The 19,203-nt window shown below is 62.4% G+C and carries 22 protein-coding genes; 10 read left to right on the top strand and 12 right to left on the bottom strand.

Annotated elements, in window-relative coordinates; all coding sequences use genetic code 11:
- The 3 genes from ACUTQY_RS09695 to ACUTQY_RS09685 all read right to left on the bottom strand — a co-directional run bounded on the left by ACUTQY_RS09695 (position 1) and on the right by ACUTQY_RS09685 (position 1,571).
- On the bottom strand, positions 1 to 720 hold the full coding sequence (locus ACUTQY_RS09695) for an SDR family oxidoreductase (protein ID WP_046686655.1): 720 nt from the start codon (positions 718 to 720) through the stop codon (positions 1 to 3).
- 106 nt (positions 721 to 826) lie between these two features.
- Entirely contained in the window at positions 827 to 1,207 is a 381-nt protein-coding gene (locus ACUTQY_RS09690; protein WP_004939357.1) for an HVO_A0114 family putative DNA-binding protein, read from the bottom strand.
- 34 nt (positions 1,208 to 1,241) lie between these two features.
- A complete protein-coding gene (locus ACUTQY_RS09685; protein ID WP_046686656.1) occupies positions 1,242 to 1,571 on the bottom strand; it encodes a DUF6516 family protein in 330 nt (109 codons plus the stop codon).
- Positions 1,572 to 1,669: 98 nt separating this feature from the next.
- Here ACUTQY_RS09685 and ACUTQY_RS09680 point away from each other — a divergent pair, with 98 nt between their 5' ends.
- Positions 1,670 to 2,581 carry a LysR family transcriptional regulator gene (locus ACUTQY_RS09680; RefSeq protein ID WP_046686657.1) on the top strand — a complete coding sequence of 304 codons (912 nt, stop codon included), beginning with the start codon at positions 1,670 to 1,672 and terminating at the stop codon, positions 2,579 to 2,581.
- Here ACUTQY_RS09680 and ACUTQY_RS09675 read toward each other — a convergent pair.
- From ACUTQY_RS09675 to ACUTQY_RS09660, 4 genes are all read right to left on the bottom strand, one after another.
- Positions 2,569 to 2,745 (bottom strand): hypothetical protein, encoded by a 177-nt coding sequence (locus tag ACUTQY_RS09675; protein ID WP_162997235.1) that lies wholly within the window; start codon positions 2,743 to 2,745, stop codon positions 2,569 to 2,571. The genes ACUTQY_RS09680 and ACUTQY_RS09675 overlap by 13 nt on opposite strands.
- A gap of 103 nt (positions 2,746 to 2,848) precedes the next feature.
- Positions 2,849 to 3,772 carry a drug/metabolite exporter YedA gene (gene yedA / locus ACUTQY_RS09670; RefSeq protein WP_033650530.1) on the bottom strand — a complete coding sequence of 308 codons (924 nt, stop codon included), beginning with the start codon at positions 3,770 to 3,772 and terminating at the stop codon, positions 2,849 to 2,851.
- Between the two features lie 108 nt (positions 3,773 to 3,880).
- Positions 3,881 to 4,375 carry a DUF2878 domain-containing protein gene (locus ACUTQY_RS09665; RefSeq protein WP_033642363.1) on the bottom strand — a complete coding sequence of 165 codons (495 nt, stop codon included), beginning with the start codon at positions 4,373 to 4,375 and terminating at the stop codon, positions 3,881 to 3,883.
- A gap of 177 nt (positions 4,376 to 4,552) precedes the next feature.
- Positions 4,553 to 5,206, bottom strand: a complete 654-nt coding sequence (locus ACUTQY_RS09660; protein WP_033642364.1) for a helix-turn-helix transcriptional regulator — start codon at positions 5,204 to 5,206, stop codon at positions 4,553 to 4,555.
- Positions 5,207 to 5,309: 103 nt separating this feature from the next.
- Here ACUTQY_RS09660 and ACUTQY_RS09655 point away from each other — a divergent pair, with 103 nt between their 5' ends.
- From ACUTQY_RS09655 to ACUTQY_RS09645, 3 genes are all read left to right on the top strand, one after another.
- A complete protein-coding gene (locus ACUTQY_RS09655; RefSeq protein WP_033642365.1) occupies positions 5,310 to 6,764 on the top strand; it encodes an MFS transporter in 1,455 nt (484 codons plus the stop codon).
- Positions 6,765 to 6,898: 134 nt separating this feature from the next.
- The gene (locus ACUTQY_RS09650; protein ID WP_033642366.1) at positions 6,899 to 7,468 is read left to right on the top strand and encodes a helix-turn-helix domain-containing protein; all 570 of its coding nucleotides are present in this window, start codon (positions 6,899 to 6,901) and stop codon (positions 7,466 to 7,468) included.
- A 2-nt stretch (positions 7,469 to 7,470) separates the two neighbouring features.
- Positions 7,471 to 7,989 carry a GNAT family N-acetyltransferase gene (locus tag ACUTQY_RS09645; RefSeq protein ID WP_033642367.1) on the top strand — a complete coding sequence of 173 codons (519 nt, stop codon included), beginning with the start codon at positions 7,471 to 7,473 and terminating at the stop codon, positions 7,987 to 7,989.
- A gap of 3 nt (positions 7,990 to 7,992) precedes the next feature.
- Here ACUTQY_RS09645 and ACUTQY_RS09640 read toward each other — a convergent pair whose 3' ends face one another.
- The 3 genes from ACUTQY_RS09640 to ompC form a co-directional block, all read right to left on the bottom strand.
- On the bottom strand, positions 7,993 to 8,823 hold the full coding sequence (locus tag ACUTQY_RS09640; RefSeq protein WP_046686658.1) for a 5'-nucleotidase, lipoprotein e(P4) family: 831 nt from the start codon (positions 8,821 to 8,823) through the stop codon (positions 7,993 to 7,995).
- 15 nt (positions 8,824 to 8,838) lie between these two features.
- Positions 8,839 to 9,687 carry a GNAT family N-acetyltransferase gene (locus ACUTQY_RS09635; RefSeq protein WP_046686659.1) on the bottom strand — a complete coding sequence of 283 codons (849 nt, stop codon included), beginning with the start codon at positions 9,685 to 9,687 and terminating at the stop codon, positions 8,839 to 8,841.
- Between the two features lie 179 nt (positions 9,688 to 9,866).
- Positions 9,867 to 10,964: a porin OmpC gene (gene ompC / locus ACUTQY_RS09630; RefSeq protein WP_004939326.1), complete on the bottom strand. Its 1,098-nt coding sequence runs from the start codon at positions 10,962 to 10,964 to the stop codon at positions 9,867 to 9,869.
- Positions 10,965 to 11,204: 240 nt separating this feature from the next.
- Between ompC and ACUTQY_RS09625 the strand changes: the two genes are divergently transcribed.
- From ACUTQY_RS09625 to dinG, 4 genes are all read left to right on the top strand, one after another.
- Positions 11,205 to 11,861 (top strand): glutathione S-transferase family protein, encoded by a 657-nt coding sequence (locus ACUTQY_RS09625; RefSeq protein WP_033642370.1) that lies wholly within the window; start codon positions 11,205 to 11,207, stop codon positions 11,859 to 11,861.
- A 124-nt stretch (positions 11,862 to 11,985) separates the two neighbouring features.
- On the top strand, positions 11,986 to 12,318 hold the full coding sequence (locus ACUTQY_RS09620; protein WP_046686660.1) for a carboxymuconolactone decarboxylase family protein: 333 nt from the start codon (positions 11,986 to 11,988) through the stop codon (positions 12,316 to 12,318).
- Positions 12,308 to 12,700, top strand: a complete 393-nt coding sequence (locus ACUTQY_RS09615; RefSeq protein WP_046686661.1) for a tautomerase family protein — start codon at positions 12,308 to 12,310, stop codon at positions 12,698 to 12,700. Before ACUTQY_RS09620 ends, ACUTQY_RS09615 begins: the two co-directional genes overlap by 11 nt.
- A 66-nt stretch (positions 12,701 to 12,766) precedes the next feature.
- Positions 12,767 to 14,965, top strand: a complete 2,199-nt coding sequence (dinG, locus tag ACUTQY_RS09610) for an ATP-dependent DNA helicase DinG (protein WP_033642371.1) — start codon at positions 12,767 to 12,769, stop codon at positions 14,963 to 14,965.
- On the opposite strand, the gene ACUTQY_RS09605 is transcribed toward dinG, so the two are convergent.
- On the bottom strand, positions 14,966 to 15,400 hold the full coding sequence (locus tag ACUTQY_RS09605; protein WP_042783967.1) for an Lrp/AsnC family transcriptional regulator: 435 nt from the start codon (positions 15,398 to 15,400) through the stop codon (positions 14,966 to 14,968).
- 136 nt (positions 15,401 to 15,536) lie between these two features.
- On the opposite strand from ACUTQY_RS09605, the gene ACUTQY_RS09600 reads away from it, so the two are divergent.
- Positions 15,537 to 16,445 (top strand): DMT family transporter, encoded by a 909-nt coding sequence (locus ACUTQY_RS09600; protein WP_046686662.1) that lies wholly within the window; start codon positions 15,537 to 15,539, stop codon positions 16,443 to 16,445.
- Between the two features lie 3 nt (positions 16,446 to 16,448).
- Here ACUTQY_RS09600 and prpR read toward each other — a convergent pair whose 3' ends face one another.
- Positions 16,449 to 18,050, bottom strand: coding sequence for a propionate catabolism operon regulatory protein PrpR (gene prpR / locus ACUTQY_RS09595; protein WP_046686663.1), 1,602 nt, complete (start codon positions 18,048 to 18,050; stop codon positions 16,449 to 16,451).
- A 244-nt stretch (positions 18,051 to 18,294) separates the two neighbouring features.
- Between prpR and prpB the strand changes: the two genes are divergently transcribed.
- Positions 18,295 to 19,185: a methylisocitrate lyase gene (prpB, locus tag ACUTQY_RS09590; protein ID WP_033642375.1), complete on the top strand. Its 891-nt coding sequence runs from the start codon at positions 18,295 to 18,297 to the stop codon at positions 19,183 to 19,185.
- The last annotated feature ends 18 nt before the right edge of the window (positions 19,186 to 19,203 follow it).

Genomic DNA, 19,203 nt, shown 5'->3' with positions numbered 1-19,203 from the left:
TTACAGCAGGCCGCCGCCGTCGATATCGATCACGCTGCCGGTGACGAAACCGTTCTCCATCGCCAGCAGGTAACCCGCCGCGACGTCGGCCGCCTGGCCGATCCGGCCGACCGGTAGGCTGTCGCTCACGCGTTCGAACAGCGCCTGACGCTGCGCGGCGCTCATGCCGTCGTAGGCTTCGGTGGCGGTAATGCCGGGGCTGACCACGTTCACCCGCCGCGGCGCCAGTTCCTTCGCCAATTGTTTGCCGACCGCCTCCAGCGCGGCGTTGATGGCGGTTTTGACCAACTGGCCACCGAGATATTTGCGCGACAGCTGGCCGGAGGTCAGGGTGATGGAGCCCTGCGGCGCCAGCGTCGGCAGCGCGGCCTGCACCGCGCGCAAGCTGCCCCAGAATTTGACGTTGAAGTCGGCCTGCGCCTGCTCAAAAGCAGTCTCCGCCAGCGGTTTCGCCTGCACCAGCGGCCCGGCGGTGATCACCAGATGGTCGAAAGCGCCGACGGCGGCAAACAGCGCATGCAGCGACGCTTCATCGGTCAGATCGGCCTGCATCAGATGCAGCGCGTCGTTTTTCTCCCCGGCGTGGGGAAGGCGGCGCGAAGCCAGCACCACTTCAGCGCCGCGCGCCGCCGCTGCGTAGGCCACCGCGGCGCCAATGCCGCTGGTGCCGCCCAGGATCACCAGCTTTTGTCGTTTCAGGGGGGAGTCAGGAATTGTCATGTTAAGGCCTCTTTTTAGGTAAGTTTCAACGGGATCTATCTTTCCTGATTGAAAATCACCTAACAATCGGCCTTGCTGACAAACTCTTATTAATATTTTTTAAAGATCATGCGGCGCTAAAGCGGGCGTTTAGCTTCTGATCCACGATGATTTCGAAATCGGTAAACAGCGCTCGGGGTTTCACTGAACGCCCCTGTTTTTCCAGTGCCACCAGGCCGTGCCCGCTCAGCGTTTTCAGCGTGGTGGACAGATTGCTGACCTGGCGCCCCGACAGTTCGGCCAACTGGCTGATGGTCTCGGGGCGGGCAGTGTCGATCAGACGCAGCAGGGCAATATTCTCGTTGCTGAGCACCTGGGCCAGCGCAATCATTGACGTAAACCACACTTTGGGCTCACGTTCCTGTGGCTGATATTCCCCTTTTGCGATCGCCAGTGTGCGCTTGCGAATCAGTTCTTCAGGCATCACGCCAATCAGTGCTTTCATCATCAACCTCGGTTTTCTCTCTTGCGTATGACTTCGTCTATCCGGGTAAAAAATCTTCCACCAACTGATAGGCGGAATGAAACTCGTAGGGTGAGCCTTTGTCCGTCGGGGAGTCATGTTGGTGATCGTAAACGACGCGGCCCGAAAATTTACCTTTGCGGGGTGTTTTAATGGTATGCGCGTTGTCTATGCCAAAAACCCGGGTATTGTGGTTATCATGCAAGGTCAAATTGTAACGGATGCCGTGAGGGATAAAGGCCGTTTGGGTCACCGTCCAAGCCTCGATTTTCCACCAATAGCCATCCTCACGATTGACCCGCGTGCCATGCAGGCTAAGGATGTAGTCCAGTCCGTTGTGTTCATCCATTGATCAAAGCTCCATTTATTATGATCTAATCATAACAATTGGGCGTTTTATCGTCAATCCGATACGCCGTGAATCCGGCTCTCTAAGAAGGGAAATACATGACCTCATTTGTCGATCTCGAGGTGTTTGTCCGCACGGTGGACGGCGGTAGTTTTTCCGCCGCGGCGCGCGCGCTGGATATGACGCCGGCGGCGGCCAGCATTGCGGTGAAAAGGCTGGAGCAGCAGTTGGGCGCGCGGCTGCTGGTGCGCTCCACCCGCAGCCTGAGGTTAACGGAGGAGGGGGCTCGCTATCTCGACAGCGCGCGCCTGGCGCTGGGCGCGTTAGCCGAAGGAGAGCAGGCGATCCGCGAGAAGCATCAGGGGCTGTCCGGGGTGCTGCAGATTTCCGCGCCGTCGGATTTTGGCCGCAATTTGCTGCTCGGCTGGCTGGATGAGTTCCGCCTGCAGCATCCGCATATCCAGCTGCAGCTTCTGATCAACGATCGGCAGGCCGACCTGTTCCGCGAACCGGTGGACGTGGCATTGCGCTTCGGGCCGCTGGCCGACTCTTCGCTGGTGGCGCTGCCGATCTTGCCGCAGCATCGGCGGTTGATCTGCGCCAGCCCGGATTACCTGCGGCGTCACGGCGCGCCGCAAACGCCGGCCGATCTGGTTCGGCACAGCATTCTGGTGTATCAGCCCAGCGGCAAACGGCAGGTGGAATGGCGGCTGTGGCGCGGTGAGGAGGGGGTCGAAGTGCCGCTGAACGGCAGCTATTTTACCGATGACGGCGAGGTGGCGCGGCGCTGGGCGCTGGCGGGGCACGGCGTGGTGCGCAAGTCGGCGATCGACGTGGCGGCCGACATTCACGCCGGGCGGCTGGTGCAACTGTTGCCGGAATGGCGCAGCGACGCGGTGCCGATCAATCTGGTCTGCCCGCATCGTTCGCAGGTGTCGGAACGCGTCAGGCAGCTGCAGCGCTTTTTACAGCAGCGCTGCCAGCGTTGGATGGACGATCACTTGGCCTGAAGGGTTTCGGTTTGCGCCGGCGTGGCGGCGGTATCCCCGGAAGGCGCGCTTTCTTCGTGCGGGGTGGTGGAACGGGTGTAGATGTTCAGCCCGGCGAGGAATACGCCGCCCAGAGAACCGAAGGCGCACAGGGCGATGACGATGACGAACGCTTTTTTCAGCATAGGAATAATTTCGCAGGTTGCTTGGAACAGCGGGAATTATAGCCCCTTCGCCGGGTGAAACAAGAATCGTTTTTAACGGCGGCCCGCAGACCGCCCTTTGTGATCACCGCCGTTCGCAGTCGATGGCCTGTACGTTGGCCGGGCGGGCGAACAGGTATTTTCCCAGCGTCACCAGCACCACCGCCGCCACGATGATCACCAGCGCCAGCCACTCGCGCGGCGCCAGCGATTCGCCGGCAAAACCGATGCCGAGCAGCACCGCCACCACCGGGTTGACGTAGGCGTAGCTGGTGGCGACCGCCGGGCGCACGTTCTTCAACAAGAACATATAGGCGCTGATCGCCAGCATCGAACCGAAGACGATCAGATAGCCCAGCGCCAGAAAGCCGCCGGTGCTCGGCATCTGAACGAGGCGCTCGCCGCTCAGCTGGCTGGCTGCCAATAACACCACGCCGGCGACCAGCATCTCCGCCGCGCCGGCCATCGGCCCGGCCGGCAGCGAGATGCGCGATCCCAACACCGATCCGAAGGCCCAGCTGGCCGACGCCAGCAAAATCAGCAGCGCGCCGGTCGGATTGCCCACCAGGTTGTTGCCGGTATTAAGCAGCACGATGCCCACCAACCCGAGCGCGATGCCGGCCCATTCCAGCTTGGTATTGCGCATGCCCCACAGCAGGCTGAAGCAGAGGGTGAACAGCGGCACCGTCGCTACCATCACCGCCGCGATGCCGGACGGCACGTGTTGGTGTTCCGCCACCGTCACCAGGCCGTTGCCCACCGCCAGCAGCAGAATGCCGATGGCGCCGGCGGCCAGCCATTGCTTCGGCGTCGGCAGCGCGTGGCCGCGCCAGGCCAGGAAACTGAACAGTACGATGCCGGCTAGCAGAAAGCGAATCCCGGCCATCATCAGCGGCGGCCACTGTTCGACGCCCAGACGAATGACGAAATAGGTGGAACCCCAAACGATATATAACGTGAACAACGCCCCGATCAACGGCAGGACGCTACGGCTTTGTTGGCTAAGCATAGGATTGTATTTTGCGGGAATGATTATTATTAGAACGCTCAGTAAACCCGATCGGGCAACCGATAAGCAATGGCCTGCGGCATTATTTTTCCGGCGGCCGAAAGCCGTTCAATGGCCTTGCTGTTTCCACTGCAGCCAACTGACGGCCGGCAGATAAATCGACCAGCCGATGGCCAGCAGCAGCAGCATGAACTCCGGCGGCATGCCGGGCAGCAGGGCGTCCAGTTTCCAGGACACGGCGTAGGCGAAGGGGCCGAGGGCGGCGCCCAATACCGCCAGCGGCCAGGGCGCCGCTCTGACCACGTCCAACAGCCAATACCACCAGCAGCCGAAGCCGATCCATAGCGCGATGGTCCAGAGCGGCAGGCCGTGTTGCCCGCTGTAATGCAGCACGCCGCTGTAGCTCCACAGACCATCCATGCCGATGCCGCCCAAGGCGGCCAGGGCGGCGCCCTTGCGGCGGGCGGCGGGGGTAAAGATCAGCGCCAGCGCCGCACCGGCCAGCAGTATGCCGTTGAGCCGATCGCGAGTCAGCAGCGCCAGCAGCCAGCAGACGCCCAGCCCCAGCGTCGCCAGCCAGAATCCGGCATGCGGCTTCTTCATCGTTCAACTCCCGTGGGGTTACTCTGCCGCCGTGCGCAGCGCGCCGACGGAGGTGTCAGAACGGGCGCGGGGCCCGTTGTTTGCCTGAATATTCGATAATTCAACCTTAGAAGGGAAGGTGCGGGGTGCACAAGCAGAATAATCTGTACCGGTTGAAAACGCGGGCAAAAACCGGTGTTACAAGAGAGAAATCCGGTAAGCGCAGCGGCGAGAGCCGGCCAGAATGTGTTCGGCGCGCTCAACCTGCGCCTGCAGCACTTCGGTGAAGATGCTCAGCTCAGCGCGGCAGAAGCCTTGGCAGACGGTGGCGGCGGCGCAGATCGGGCAGTGGTTTTCCACCAGCAGATAGGCGCCGTCTTCCTCCTGACGCCATTCGGCCATATACCCTTCGCGGCAGCGGATCTCGGTGAGACGCGCCACGCGTTCGCGCAGATCGGTGGCGCCGATCATCGCCTGCTTGTAGTTGATGCGGTTTTCCTGCTCACGGGTCTCGATCAGCAGGTCGATCGCCTGTTCACCCAGCTTGTCACGCACGGTGCGCAGCAGCTGCACCGTCAGATCCGCATGGGTGTCCGGAAAGCGTGCGTTACCGGCGGCAGTCAAATGCCACAGCTGCACCGGGCGGCCCACGCCGCGCGTTTCCGCGATCGCTTCGACCAGCCCCTCTTTCGCCAGCTTGACGAACTGCTGGCGGGCCGCTTCACCGGTGGTGCCGAGCACTTTTCCTGCGTCTGAGGCTTGCTGCGGGCCGCGGGTCTTCAATAGCGTCAGCAAACGGTCACTGACCGATTGTGCGGTGCTGCCGCCATTTTCCAAGTTTATTCTTGACATATTTCTCCGCCTCGCCCTAACTTATTCCAAGATAACTCTTGTTAAATTTAACGCAATCTCATGACCAACTCAATGCCATTCCTCTGAAAACAGGACAACAACCGTGATAACCCATGACGATAGCCGCTGGAGCGACCTTTTCTCCGGCAAAAATGCGGCCAGTGCGATCGCGCTCTCGCTTGGCGTGGCGCTGCATGCCATCAATATTCTGGTCGCCACCACCATTCTGCCCTCGGTGGTGCAGGATATCGGCGGTCTGGATCTCTATGCCTGGAACACCACGCTGTTCGTGGTGGCGTCGATCCTCGGCTCCGCGCTGTCGGCCCGCTTGCTCAGCGGCTACGGCGCGCGCAACGCCTATCTGGTCGCTTCGCTGTTTTTCATCGCCGGAGCGGGGCTGTGCGCGCTGGCGCCGAGCATGCCGGTGATGCTGATCGGCCGCACGGTGCAGGGATTCGGCGGCGGGCTGATCTTTGCGCTCTCCTACGCGATGATCAATCTGGTGTTCGAGCAGCGATTGTGGCCGCGCGCCATGGCGCTTATCTCGGCGATGTGGGGCATCGCCACGCTGGTCGGCCCGGCGGTAGGCGGCATTTTCGCCGAGTTGCACGCCTGGCGTTGGGCCTTCGGCATTCTGCTGCCGATCATGGCGCTGTACGCCGCGTTTACCTTCCTGATCCTGCCCAAGGGCCAGGCGCAGCAGGCGGCCGCGCCGCTGCCGACCGCGCAGCTGCTGTTGCTGACCGTGGCGGTGCTGGTGGTGTCCGCCGGCAGCCTGGCGCACAGCGTCTGGATCAACCTGGCGGGCATCGCGCTTTCGCTGGTGCTGATGGCCTGGCTGATGAAGCGCGAGGCGCGCTCGCGCGCGCGCCTGTTGCCGCACGGTGCGCTGCGGCGCGGCTCATCGTTGGCGGCGCTCTATATTACGGTGTCGTTGCTGGTAATCGGCATGACCAGCGAAATCTTCGTGCCCTATTTCCTGCAGTTGCTGCACGGCCAGTCGCCGCTGATCTCCGGCTATATCGCCGCGACCATGGCCGCCGGCTGGACGTTGTCCGAAATCCTCAGTTCCGGCTGGCGCGGGGCGGGCATTCGCCGGGCGATCGTCAGCGGGCCGCTGTTCGTGCTGGTGGGCCTGCTGGCGCTGGCGATCCTGATGCCGACGCCCTCCGGCGGTCACTGGCAGGCGCTGACCCCGATCGTCATCGCGTTGTCGCTGGTGGGATTCGGCATCGGCTTCGGCTGGCCGCATCTGCTGACGCGCATTTTGCAGGTGGCGCCTGAAGCGGACAAAGACATCGCCGGCGCCTCGATCACCACGGTGCAGCTGTTCGCCACCGCATTCGGCGCGGCGCTGGCGGGGATGATCGCCAACCTGGCGGGGCTGAACGATCCGGGCGGCGCGGCGGGCGCGGCATCGGCGGCGCGTTGGCTGTTCCTGGCGTTCGCGCTGGCGCCGCTGCTGGCGGTATTCAGCGCCTGGCGCTGCGCCGCGATCGCGCCGCCGGCCGCCGAGACGGGCAATTTTGTACCCAACCCGTCCTCGCGCGAGTGCTAGAACGCTTCTCCTCATTCGGCGATGTTTGCGGTGATCCTGGCGTTATTCCTGCGCGACATTGTTAAAATTCGCTTGCTATATCTCTAATTTGAGATTATTTCTCTTATATGGGATTTTCAAACGGAGTGTGAACGATGGATAACGGTCTGGACAATGCCGACCTGAGGTTGGCGCAGCGGCTGGCGGATTTGCGCCAGCAACGGGCGTGGTCGCTGGAGGAGCTGGCGCAGCGCACTGGCCTTAGCCGGGCGACGCTCTCGCGGGTGGAGCGCGCCGAGACCAGCCCGACGGCGTCGTTGCTGAACCGGCTGTGCGCCGCCTATGGGTTGACCATGTCGCGCCTGCTGAGCGAGATCGAAGACGAGCCGCCGGAGCTGTTGCGGCCGCAGCAGCAACCGGTGTGGGTCGATCGCGCCAGCGGTTTTCACCGTCGCTCTGTTTCTCCCCCCGCTGCGTTGTATAAGGCTGAATTTATCGAAGCCCGGCTTGATGCCGGCGCGCAGATCGATTACGACCTGCCGTCGATTCCGGCGCTGGAGCACCATCTCTGGCTGCTGTCCGGGCAGCTGGAGTTGACGCTGGAAGGGCGCGTTTTCCGGTTATCATCCGGCGACTGCCTGCGCTACCGCCTGTTCGGCGCCTCCCGTTTCCATGTCCCCGGCGATGAGCCGGCCCATTACACCCTCGTTATTTGCAGGCCATAGCCATGATTGAATTGCAACAGTGGGACGCCGGCGCGGCGCAAAGCGCCATTGCCGAATTGGCCGAAATGCTGCACGCCAGCGTGGCGCACGGCGCCAGCATCGGTTTTGTCATGCCCTTTACGCTGACGCAGGCGCAGGCGTTTTGGCAGGGGTTGCTGCCGGCCATCGCGCGGGGAGAGCGTGCGATGCTGGTGGCGCTCGCGAACGGCCGGCCGGTCGGCACCGTGCAGCTGTTACTGGCGATGCCGGACAACGGCCGTCACCGGGCGGAAGTGGTCAAGCTGATGGTGCACCCGCAGGCGCGGCGGCAGGGCGTCGCCCGGCTGTTGATGCAGGAAGTGCAGGCGCTGGCGGCGCGTCATCGCCGCAGCCTGTTGGTGCTGGATACCCTGAGCGGCAGCGCGGCGCAGGGGCTGTACCGTCAATTGGGGTTCGAGGCGGCGGGCGACATCCCGCAATACGCCCGCGCCAGCGACGGCGGGGCGTTGGAGGCCACCTGCTATATGTACAAACTGCTGTGAGGGTTAGCGCCCGCGCCAGGCTTTGATCGCCTGCTGGCGCACCTGCAGCTTTTGCTGCGGCGTCAGCTTGTTGTAGTCGCGAGCCAGGCCGCTTTCCCAGTCGCCGTACATCGGGTTGGGCAGCACGATGAATTCGGTGCCGAACTTGGCCTGGTTCTCGCTGACGAACGCCCGGCGCTGCGCATTGTCCTGGTGGTAAGTCGCGGCGCCGAAGTCGTTCAGGTTGTCGCCCGCGTACACCACGATGTCATAGCCGGCTTGTTTGATGGCGTCGAAGCGCGCCTGTTTATTGGCGGTGTCGGTGCTGAGCAGCACGGTTTTTTCCGACAGGCCGGTGAAACCGAGCTTCTGCATGTTGGCCACCGTGGCGGCGTAGTCGCTCTGTTTACGGTTCGACACGTAGAACATGGTCCCCTGATGGGCGTTAACATAGCGGGCGAACGCCACTGCGCCCGGCACCGCGGCGGCCTGTTCGGCCTGCGTCCATTTGGCCCAGGTGGCGCCGTCGTACGGTCGGCCCTGCTGCGCCTGCCAGCCGGAGTAGGCGCTGTTATCCAGCATGGTTTCATCCAGATCGACCACCACCGCCTTTTTACGGCCTGGCGCGGCCCTGGCCTGATCGAAGGCGCGTTGCGCGCTGTTGAACGCCTGATGTGCCAGCGCCTGGTATTCGCCGGACTGTTGGAACCAGTTGACCGCCAGCACCGATTGATCCGCCAACCGCTGCTGGGCCTGCGCGTCGGCGTGCGGCGGCTGCGCGCAACCGGTCAAGGCCAGCAGCGCGACGCCCATCGCCGCGCCGAGGGTGAGTGTGCGTACCTGTTTTCCTGCCATTGTTATCTCTCTTTTTTATTGTGGACTGTCCAGCAGCATATCCATCTCGAACTGAAGCAGGGGATCCTGCCGCCAGCCAAGATGCGTAAAGAAGGGGGCGGCCACCTCGGGCACAAAAACGTTGGCGGTCAGCGGCAAAGGGGCGAACTGCGCTTGCAGAGCGGCCAGCAAGGCGCGGGCATGCCCCTGGCCGCGATGCTGCGGCGGCACGTAGATCAGGCGCAGCCAGCAGTGCTCGGTACCGGGCATCACCACGGCGTAGGCCTGACGATTGAGCGTATAGGCTCGCGGTGTGCCCGGCAGTTTGAACAACGACTCGGGGGCGATCAGCCAGGGCAGGTCGGTGGCGCCTTCCGCCGTCAGGCGATGGCTGACGGTCAGCGGATCGACCGCCTGCAGCACCGCCTTGCCTGGCGGCACGGCCGCCGGCGCCTGATGGCCGGTCAGGGTGCGCACGATGCGCAGCCCGGCGCGGTGGTACAGCGCCAGCGCGGCGTCGTTGCCTTCGATCACTTCCAGCGACAGCCGATGATCGCCGCGCTGACGGGCATCCGCTACTACCCGCTGCATCAGCGCCTTACCCAGCCCCTGGCCGCGCATCTCGGGGCGTACGGAAAAGGCCGCGATCCGGCTGTGCCGGCCGCGGCGGGCGATCAGCGCCACCGCCACCGGTTCATTGCGATGGGTGACGATCAGGCTGTCGTTCAGGCTGAGATCTTCGGCGCCGAAGCGGGCGGCGAAGGTCGGCCCGTCGAGGACGAAACGCACGATGTAGTTTTCAAAACAGTGGTTGAGGATGTTCGCCAGTTCGTCGCTGCTGTAGCGCACGGCGTTGTGATAGTTAAACCGACCGTCGTTATGCATGGCTGATTCCGCTCGGGGGAAAGCTATACATGTAGACCCGTTTGTTTGGCAAGGCAAGCGGGGGCATTCGCCGGCGGGGAAAATAAAAACAAAAAAGCCGGACGCAGCCGCCCGGCGAAATAAAACTCTGGGTATCAAGTGACGCTAAAGTTTGCAGTGGTGGTTATTCATTCATCACATCAGAACTGGTAGGTCAGGGCGACAACAACGACGTCGTCGTTTTTCAGACCCAGTTTGTTGTCGTCATCAAGCTGGTTGATTTTATATTCGACATAAGTTGACATGTTTTTGTTGAAGTAATAGGTCGCCGCTACGTCGAAATATTTCACCAGATCGACGTCGCCGATGCCTTCAATATCTTTGCCTTTCTGCTGAACGTAACCCAGCGATGGGCGCAGACCGAAGTCGAACTGATATTGCGCGACCAATTCAATCCCTTCCGCTTTATTGGCGAAGCCACTGACGGAAGTCGAATTGTTATTGATGGTGGCGGTGCCGGAAATAGGCGCGATATTGCGGCTCTGCGAATAAGTCGCGGCCAGGTAGACATTGTTGTTGTCGTATTTCAGACCGCCTGCCCAGATATCGGCCTTGTCGCCTTTACCGAAGGTGCCCGCCTTTTGCGTGGCGGTGCGGTTGGAAGAGGCATAGGCGGCGCCCACGCTCAGGCCGTCGATGATTTCATAGCTGGAGGAGAGACCCCAGCCGTCGCCGTTCGCCTTGCTGGCGGAGCGGCCGTCGTTTTCGTTTTTGCCCTGGTACTGCACGGCAAATTTCAGGCCGTCAACCAGACCGAAGAAGTTGTTATTACGGTAGGTGGCGACGCCATTGGTACGGCCGTTCATAAAGTTGTCGGTCTTGATATAAGCATCATCGCCGAATTCAGGGATCATATCCGTCCAGGCGCCGACGTCGTAAATGATGCCGTAGTTGCGACCGTAGTCGAAGGAGCCGAGATCCTTATATTTCAGACCGGCGAAGCCCAGACGCGTTTTGGTGTCTTTGGTGCCGTCGGATTCAGAATGGTTAGCGGCGATCTGATATTCCCACTGGCCGTAACCGGTCAGCATATCGTTAATCTGAGTCGCGCCTTTAAAGCCGATACGGACGTAGGTTTTATCGCCATCGTTGCCGGCATCATCGGAGAAATAATGCAGGGCTTTCACACGACCGTAAAAATCGAGTTTGTTGCCGTCTTTATTGTAGATTTCTGCTGCCTGTGCCGCTTGCGCAAGTAAAAGTGCCGGAATAATAACGGCCAGAAGATTACGTTTCATGGGTTACCCTGCTTTATTCGATTAAAAGACGCTATCATCAGTTGCATTGCTGCTTTACTGTGCCGTCCGGTTGTTGGCGGCGGAGAATTTTTACCGTAGTAATGTGATCTATTTATGACAAAAAATTCATTTTCATGTCGAACGATTAAAAAAGTCGCGCAAAGGGTGAATTTTTTCTGCAACCGACGGTCGGCGGCTGGTCTACAGTTACCGATAGCCTGATCGGTTTCCGGAGGAATCATGCACGATACTTATACATTGTTCGGTACGCAGGGGTGTGGCTCGACCATCGTGGCCGCCGCGTTGGTGCTGACCGCGTTCCCCTGGGGCTACGAGGAAGTGGATTACACCCAGGAGGGCCCGGAGCGGGATCGCCTGTTGGCGTTGAACCCGCTCGGTCAGGTCCCCACTCTGGTGCTGCCTGATGACGAAGTGATGACGGAGAGCGCGGCGATTATCCTGCTGCTGCACGATCGCGCGCCGCACGCCGAATTGGCGCCGCCCGGCGGCTCGCCGCTGTTGCCGCGCTTTTTGCGCTGGCTGTTGTTCATCAACGCGGAGATTTATCCCACTTTCACCTATGCCGACCATCCGCAGCGCTGGCAGCCGAAAACGGAAGGGGCGGAACAGCTGAAAAACGCAGTGATGGATTATCGCGAGCGTTTATTGCGGCAGTTGAACGCCGCCGCAGGAGCGTCTGGCCCGTGGTTTCTCGGCAAGAGCTTCAGCGCGCTGGATCTGTACGTGGCGGTGATGTGCAACTGGCGGCCGGGCCGCGCGTGGTTCCGGCAACACTGCCCGCGACTGTACGCCATTGCCGAACGGGTGGAACAGCGGCCGGAGCTGAATGTGCTGCTGAGCGCCCATTTCGACGGCGTTGCCCCGCTGGAACCGTGACATCGCCCCGCCGCCCGGCGGGGAACCCTCCCGTTTTTCTGAACCGAGACTGCCGAAAATCCCGATTTTCACTCGCCTCGCTGGCGGGTAGCGTAAGGCTATCCGCAACTGACAGGAGAGTGTGATGCAATCAGAATCCCGGGCCGGACAACAGGCGTTCGGCGATATCGCCCCCAAGCTGGCGCAGCTCAGCGACAGCGTCTTGTTTGACGATGTCTGGCAGCGGCCAGAGCTGAGCCCGCGCGAGCGCAGCTTGATCACCGTCGCCGCGCTGGTGGCGCTCAACCGCCTGGAGCAACTGCCGTTTCATCTGCAGCTGGCGCAGCGCAACGGCGTGGCGCTTCAGCAGCTGGCTGAGCTCATCACCCACCTGGCGTTTTACGCCGGCTGGCCCGCGGCGGCGTCGGCCGTGGCGCGCTTGCGCGAGCTGGAACCGGAGGCGCCCCATGCCGTTTAGCCGCATCGCCCTGCATCAGGGCAAATCCGCCGACTACCTGCAAACCTTGTCCGACAGCCTGCATCAGGCGCTGGTGGAGGCCTTCGAGGTGCCGCCGGCGGACAAATTTCAGGCGATCGATCAATACCGCCCCGGTGAGCTTATCTACGATCGCGACTATCTCGGCGGGCCGCGCAGTGCGGATTTCGTGCTGTTCTACATCACCGCCGGGCGGCCGCGCGACAGCGACACCAAGCGGCGTTTTTACCGGCGGTTGGCGACGCTGCTGGCGGAGAACCTGCGGCTGAACCCCGAGGATGTGATGGTGGTGATCGCCACCACCCAGTTGGACGAATGGTCGTTCGGCGCCGGGCGCGCCTCGATGATCGATCCGCAGACGTAACTCGGGCTGACGCCGCCGGCGGTCTGTGGGACAATAGCGCCATCATTTCGTTTAGATAAGAGTTGAATGGCGCTCTCCTCCGCAGTTAAAGATCAAATTGGCCAGTGGTACAAAGCCCTGCAGCAGCAAATACCGGATTTCATTTCCCGCGCGCCCCAGCGCCAGATGATCGCCGAGGTGGCGAAGACGCTGGCCGGCGACTACCCGCGCCATCTGGCGATCGAGGCGCCGACCGGCGTCGGCAAAACGCTGTCTTACCTGATACCGGGCATCGCCGTCGGGCGGGCGGAGAGCAAACCGCTGGTGGTCAGCACCGCCAACGTGGCGCTGCAGGACCAGATCTACAGCAAAGATTTGCCGCTGCTGAAGAAGATTATCCCCGATCTGAAATTTACCGGCGCCTTTGGCCGCGGGCGTTACGTCTGCCCGCGCAACCTGGCGGCGATGAGCACCGACGTTAGCCAACAGGGCGATCTGACGCTGTTCCTCGACGACGAACTGGCGCCGTCCAGCGGCGAAGAGCAGGCGCTGTGCCAGAAACTGACCAAGGCGTTGGCCCGTTTCGAGTGGGACGGGCTGCGCGATCACTATCAGCAGAGCATCGACGATCCGCTGTGGGCCAAGCTGAGCACCGACAAGGCCAACTGCCTGGGGCGCAACTGCCATTACATTCGCGAATGCCCGTTTTATATCGCCCGCAAAGAGATCGAGAGCGCCGACGTGGTGGTGGCCAACCACGCGCTGGTGATGGCGGCGCTGGAGACGGAATCGGTGCTGCCGAACCCGAAAGAATTGCTGCTGGTGCTGGACGAAGGCCACCATTTGCCGGAGGTGGCGCGCGATGCGCTGGAGATCGACGGGGAAATCACCGCGCTGTCGACCAACCTGCAGCTGGACATGATCGTCCGTCAGGTCGAGCAGTGCATGACGCAGTACCGGCCGAAGAATCCGCCGGGGCTGGCCAACAGCGAACGGCTGAAGAACCATTGCGAGGAGCTGCGTGAGCTGGTGCAGATCTTCGAGCATCAGGTCAGCGCCTATCTGCCCGGCGACAGCGTGGCGGCCGAGCACCGTTTTGAAATGGGCGAGCTGCCCGCGGAGATGGTGGAGAGCTGCGCGCGGCTGTTTAAACTGACCGATGCGCTGCGCGGGCTGGCGGAGTTCGTGCTTAACGATCTTACCGAACAGACCGGCAAGCACGACATCATGCGTCTGCACCGCTCGATCATTCAGATGAGCCGCACGCTGGGCTATCTGGAGGCGATGAGCAAGCTGTGGCGGCTGGCGGCGCTCGACAAGTCGTCCAACGCGCCGATCTCCAAATGGGTCACGCGCGAACTGCGCGATAACGTCACCCATCTGTATTTGCACTGCGTCGGCATTCGCGTCAGCGATCAGCTGGAAAAGCTGCTGTGGCGCAAGGTGCCGCACGTGGTGGTCACCTCGGCCACGCTGCGTTCACTGAACAGCTTCGCGCGTTTGCAAGAGATGAGCGGGTTGAGCGAGAAGGCCGGCGATCGCTTCGAAACGCTCTCATCGCCGTTCAATCATGTCGAACAGGGCAAGATTGTCATTCCGCAGATGCGCTACGAACCGGCGCTCGCCAATGAGGCGGAGCACCTTGAGGAAATGGCGCGGTTTTTCCGCGCCGAGCAGGCGAGCGGCAAGCACAAAGGCATGCTGATCCTGTTCAGCAGCCACCGGGCGATGCAGACTTTCCTCAGCTACGTGACCGATCTGCGGCTGATGCTGCTGGTGCAGGGCGACCAGCCGCGCTACCGGCTGGTGGAAGAGCACCGCAAGCGGGTGGAGAAGGGCGTCGCCAGCGTGCTGGTGGGGCTGCAATCGTTCGCCGAAGGGCTGGATCTGAAAGGCGAACTGCTGACCCAGGTACATATTCACAAAATCGCGTTCCCGCCGATCGACAGCCCGGTGATCATCACCGAAGGCGAGTGGCTGAAATCGCTGAAGCGTTATCCGTTCGAAGTGCAGAGCCTGCCGAGCGCCTCGTTCAACCTGATCCAGCAGGTCGGCCGCCTGATCCGCAGCAACCAATGTTACGGCGAGATCGTGATCTACGATCGCCGGCTGTTGACCAAAAACTACGGTTCGCGGCTGTTGGCGTCGTTGCCGGTGTTCCCGATTGAGCAGCGCGCGGTGCCGGAGGCCGACAAGGCGCATCTGGCGGCGCTGAAATCCGCCGCCGACGCGGCTAAAAAAGAGAAGAAGCGCGGCAACCCGTTCGCCCGCAAACGGCGGCGTTGATCAGAGCAGCGGCGGCAGGCGGCGCTTGACCGGCGTGGTTTTCACGATCGAGGTGTTGCTCTGCGCGTGCTCGGCCAGCCGATCGAGGGTGTGGTCGAGCTGTTCCATCGAGTGCGCCACCAGCCGCACGATAAAGCAGTCTTCGCCGGTCACCTTATCGCATTCGACCACTTCCGGGATCGCCTGAATCAGCTGTTCGACCTTCTTCAGCATGCCCGGCAGCGGCTTGATGCGCACCAGCGACTGAAAGGCGTAACCCACCGCCTGCAGATTGACGTTCAGGGTATAGCCCTGGATCACGCCGCTTTCCTCCAGCCGCCGCAATCTTTCCGACGTGCTCGGCGACGACAGGCCCACCTGCGCGCTCAGCGTCTTCAACGATGCGCGCGCATCTTCCGCCAGAATGGTCAGGATTTGGCGATCGATATCATCCATAACGCCTCCGTTAGGTGTTTCCTTGATTGTAGCTGCGAGAAAAAGGCAGTTAAGCACATCTGCCTTTTTTATGCTATGGAAAGCCGCCCTGCGAAGCCGCAAGCTATGTCTCTGGGCAAGCTTTGAGGAACGCAGAATGAATGCAGAGATAAAACGCGGCTCGCTGGAGATGGCGGCGGCGATGCTGATTTCCGGCTCCATCGGCTGGTTTGTGCTGATGTCCGGCCAGCCGGTTATCAACGTGGTGTTTTGGCGCTGCGCGGTGGGGGCGCTGGTGCTGCTGGCAGTGTGCGGCGCGCTGGGCCAGCTGCGCCGCGATGCGCTGACGCGCGCCACGCTGCTGCTGGCGATCGCCGGCGGCGTCGCGCTGGTGATCAACTGGCTGCTGCTGTTCGCCGCCTATTCCTATGCCTCTATCTCCATCGCCACCGCGGTGTACAACACCCAGCCGTTTATGCTGGTGGGGCTGGGGGCGCTGTTTCTGGGGGAACGGCTGACCGCCCACAAGTTGCTGTGGTTGGGGCTGGCGTTCGGCGGCATGATGCTGGTGGTGCTGGCTCAGCCGCGGCAGGCGGGGGAGCAGAGCCATTATCTGGCGGGCATCGCGCTGGCGCTCGGCGCGGCGTTTTTCTACGCCCTGATGGCGCTGGCGGCCAAGCGGCTGAAGGGCACGCCGCCCCATCTTATTGCGCTGATCCAGGTAACGGTGGGGGCGGTGATGCTGCTGCCGCTGGTGGATTTTCATGCGTCGGCCAGCGTGGGGCAGTGGGGGATGCTGGCGACGCTCGGCGTGTTGCATACCGGCCTGATGTACGTGCTGATGTACGGCGCGTTGCAGAAGCTGCCGACCCACCTGATCGGCTCGCTGTCGTTCATCTACCCGATCGCCGCCATGCTGGTGGATCGCCTGGCGTTTGGCCACCGGCTGTCGGCATGGCAACTGCTGGGGACGGCGATCATCCTGCTGGCGGCGGCGGGCATGAACCTGCTGGGCGAGCGGCGAGCGCGACTGCTGCCGGCCTCGGACGGCCGGCGCACCGGCTGATGCTCAGTTCGGTTTTTTCAGCCGACGCCATAAAGTGGTGCGGCTGATCCCGAGCAACCGGGCGGCGGCGGCGTGGTCGCCTCCACACCGCGCCAGGGCTTCGTGGGCGGAGACGGGCGCCGCCTGCGTCTCGGGCGGCGAGACCGCCGCCAGCTCCGGCAGCAGCCACTGCAGGGTCTCGCCGCTCGGTGCGACGCCGGTGCTCAGCATCAGCGCCACCCGCTCCATCATGTTGCGCAGCTCGCGCAGGTTGCCGGGCCAGGCGTAATGACCCAGCGCGGCGTAACACCCGGCCAGGGTGGCGCGCAGCGGCTCCGTCAGCGGCACGTCGAGCGCCGCCAGCGACTGTTTCAGAAAGTGTTCCGCCAGCATTGCGATATCGTCGCCGCGCGCCCGCAGTGGCGGCAGCTGCAGCCGCAGGGCGCTCAGGCGGTAAAACAGATCGGCGCGAAAATCGCCCTGTTGAATCGCCTGCTCCAGGCGGGTGTGGGTGGCGCTGATGACGCGAAAGTCGACCTTTACCGGCTGTTGCCCACCGACCCGAGTGATGGTTTTTTCTTCCAGCGCCCGCAGCAGCCGGGTTTGCAGGTGCAGCGGCATTTCGCCGATCTCATCCAGAAACAGGGTGCCGCCGTTGGCGGTTTCCAGCAGCCCGCGTCGGCCGCCGCGCCGTGAACCGGTGAAGGCGCCTTCCTCATAGCCGAACAGCTCCGCCTCCAGCAGCGATTCGGCGATGGCGCCGCAGTTGATGGCGACGAACGGCGGCGTCGCGCCCCTGGACGGCGCGCCGCGCCGGGAAAAGTATTCGCGGTGGATCGCCTGCGCCGCCAGCTCTTTGCCGGTGCCGGTTTCGCCTTCGATCAACACCGCCGCCGGCGAGCGGGCGTACAGCATGATGGTGCGCCGGGTCTGTTCCATCTGCGGGGAATCGCCCTGTAAATCGCTCAGCCCATAGCGCGGCTGCAGGGTATCGCGCGCGGCGTAGTCGCCGCCGCGTTTGGCGCCGCCCAGCATCAGGCGCGTCACGTCCAGCGCGTCGCTGAAGGCGGCGCGCAGGGTGGCGGCGGAATAGAGAAAAATGGCGGTGAGCCCGGCCTCTTCCGCCAGATCGCTGATGAGGCCGGCGCCGACCACCGCCTGAATGCCGGCGGCTTTCAGCTCGGCGATCTGGCCGCGCGCGTCCTCTTCGGTGACGTAACTGCGCTGCTCCAGCGGCAGATCGAAGGTTTGCTGGAATTCCATCAGCGCGGGCAGGGGCGTTTTATAGGTGATGACGCCGATCCGATCGGCGGTTCTGCGCGCCTGGCTCAGCGCCTGCAGCAGGTCGAAGCCGCCGGGCTTGACCAAAATGACCGGCACCGACAGGCGGCTTTTCAGGTAGGCGCCGTTGGAGCCGGCGGCGATGATGGCGTCGCAAGGCTCGCTAGCCAGGCGAGCGCGGATATGCTGCACCGCCTCCTCGAAGCCGAGATGGATCGGGGTGATGGTCGCCAGGTGGTCGAACTCGAGGCTGATATCCCGGAACAGATCGAACAGGCGGGTGATGGAGACGGTCCAGATCACCGGTTTGTCCGGCGTGCGGGACGGCGTGATGTGATCGCTCATGGTGGGTTACCGAATGAAAGTGGCTGCATTAGGTGTAGCCTTGTTTCAGTCATGTTTCAAATATGCTGACTGAAACCGAGATTGAAACGTTAACTGAAACGTTTTTTATCGCTTGGTCTGCCCAATGGCGATGCGAATTTTATAACTCACTTATTTTTATCGCTTTTAATTTTTTCCTCGCCAAAGTGCAACCTGGCCCGCCTCTTGCTCTGTCTGTTCCATCTAGCTAATCGGAGAGAACGTCATGACGCTGCGCTCACCCGGGCTCGCCTTTCGTCAGGCCCTGAGTAAAGAAAAACCCCTGCAAATCGCCGGCGCGATCAACGCCAACCATGCCCTGCTGGCCCAGCGAGCCGGATTCCAGGCCATCTATCTTTCCGGCGGCGGCGTGGCGGCCGGTTCGCTGGGGCTGCCGGACCTGGGTATTTCGACGCTGGACGATGTGTTGACCGATATTCGCCGCATCACCGATGTCTGCCCGCTGCCGCTGCTGGTGGATGTCGACAGCGGTTTCGGCGCATCGGCGTTCAACGTCGCCCGCACGGTGCGCTCGGTGAGCAAGGCCGGGGCGGCGGCGCTGCATATCGAAGATCAGGTCGGCGCCAAGCGCTGCGGCCATCGGCCCAATAAGGCCATCGTCTCCACCGAAGAGATGGTGGATCGCATCAAGGCGGCGGTAGATGCGCGCAGCGATCCGGACTTCGTGATCATGGCGCGCACCGATGCGCTGGCGGTGGAGGGGCTGGAGGCGGCCATCGAGCGCGCTCAGGCTTACGTGGCGGCCGGGGCCGACATGCTGTTCCCGGAAGCGATTACCGAGCTGGGCATGTACCGCCGCTTCGCCGAAGCGACGCAGGTGCCGATCCTCGCCAACATCACCGAATTCGGCGCGACGCCGCTGTTCACTACCGAGGAGCTGCGCAGCGCCCAGGTGGATATGGCGCTGTATCCGCTGTCGGCCTTCCGGGCGATGAATCGGGCGGCGGAGCGGGTGTACCGCGCCCTGCGCGAGGAGGGCACGCAGAAAAACGTCATCGACACCATGCAGACCCGCAACGAGCTGTATGAAAGCATCAACTACTATTTGTTCGAAGAGAAACTCGACGCTCTGTTCGCTCGCCAACGCGACGAATAAGCGCCATTCACGCAGAAG

It is taken from the genome of Serratia sp. TSA_130.1 (assembly GCF_052691795.1).
This window is presented reverse-complemented; position numbering and strand designations above follow the sequence as displayed.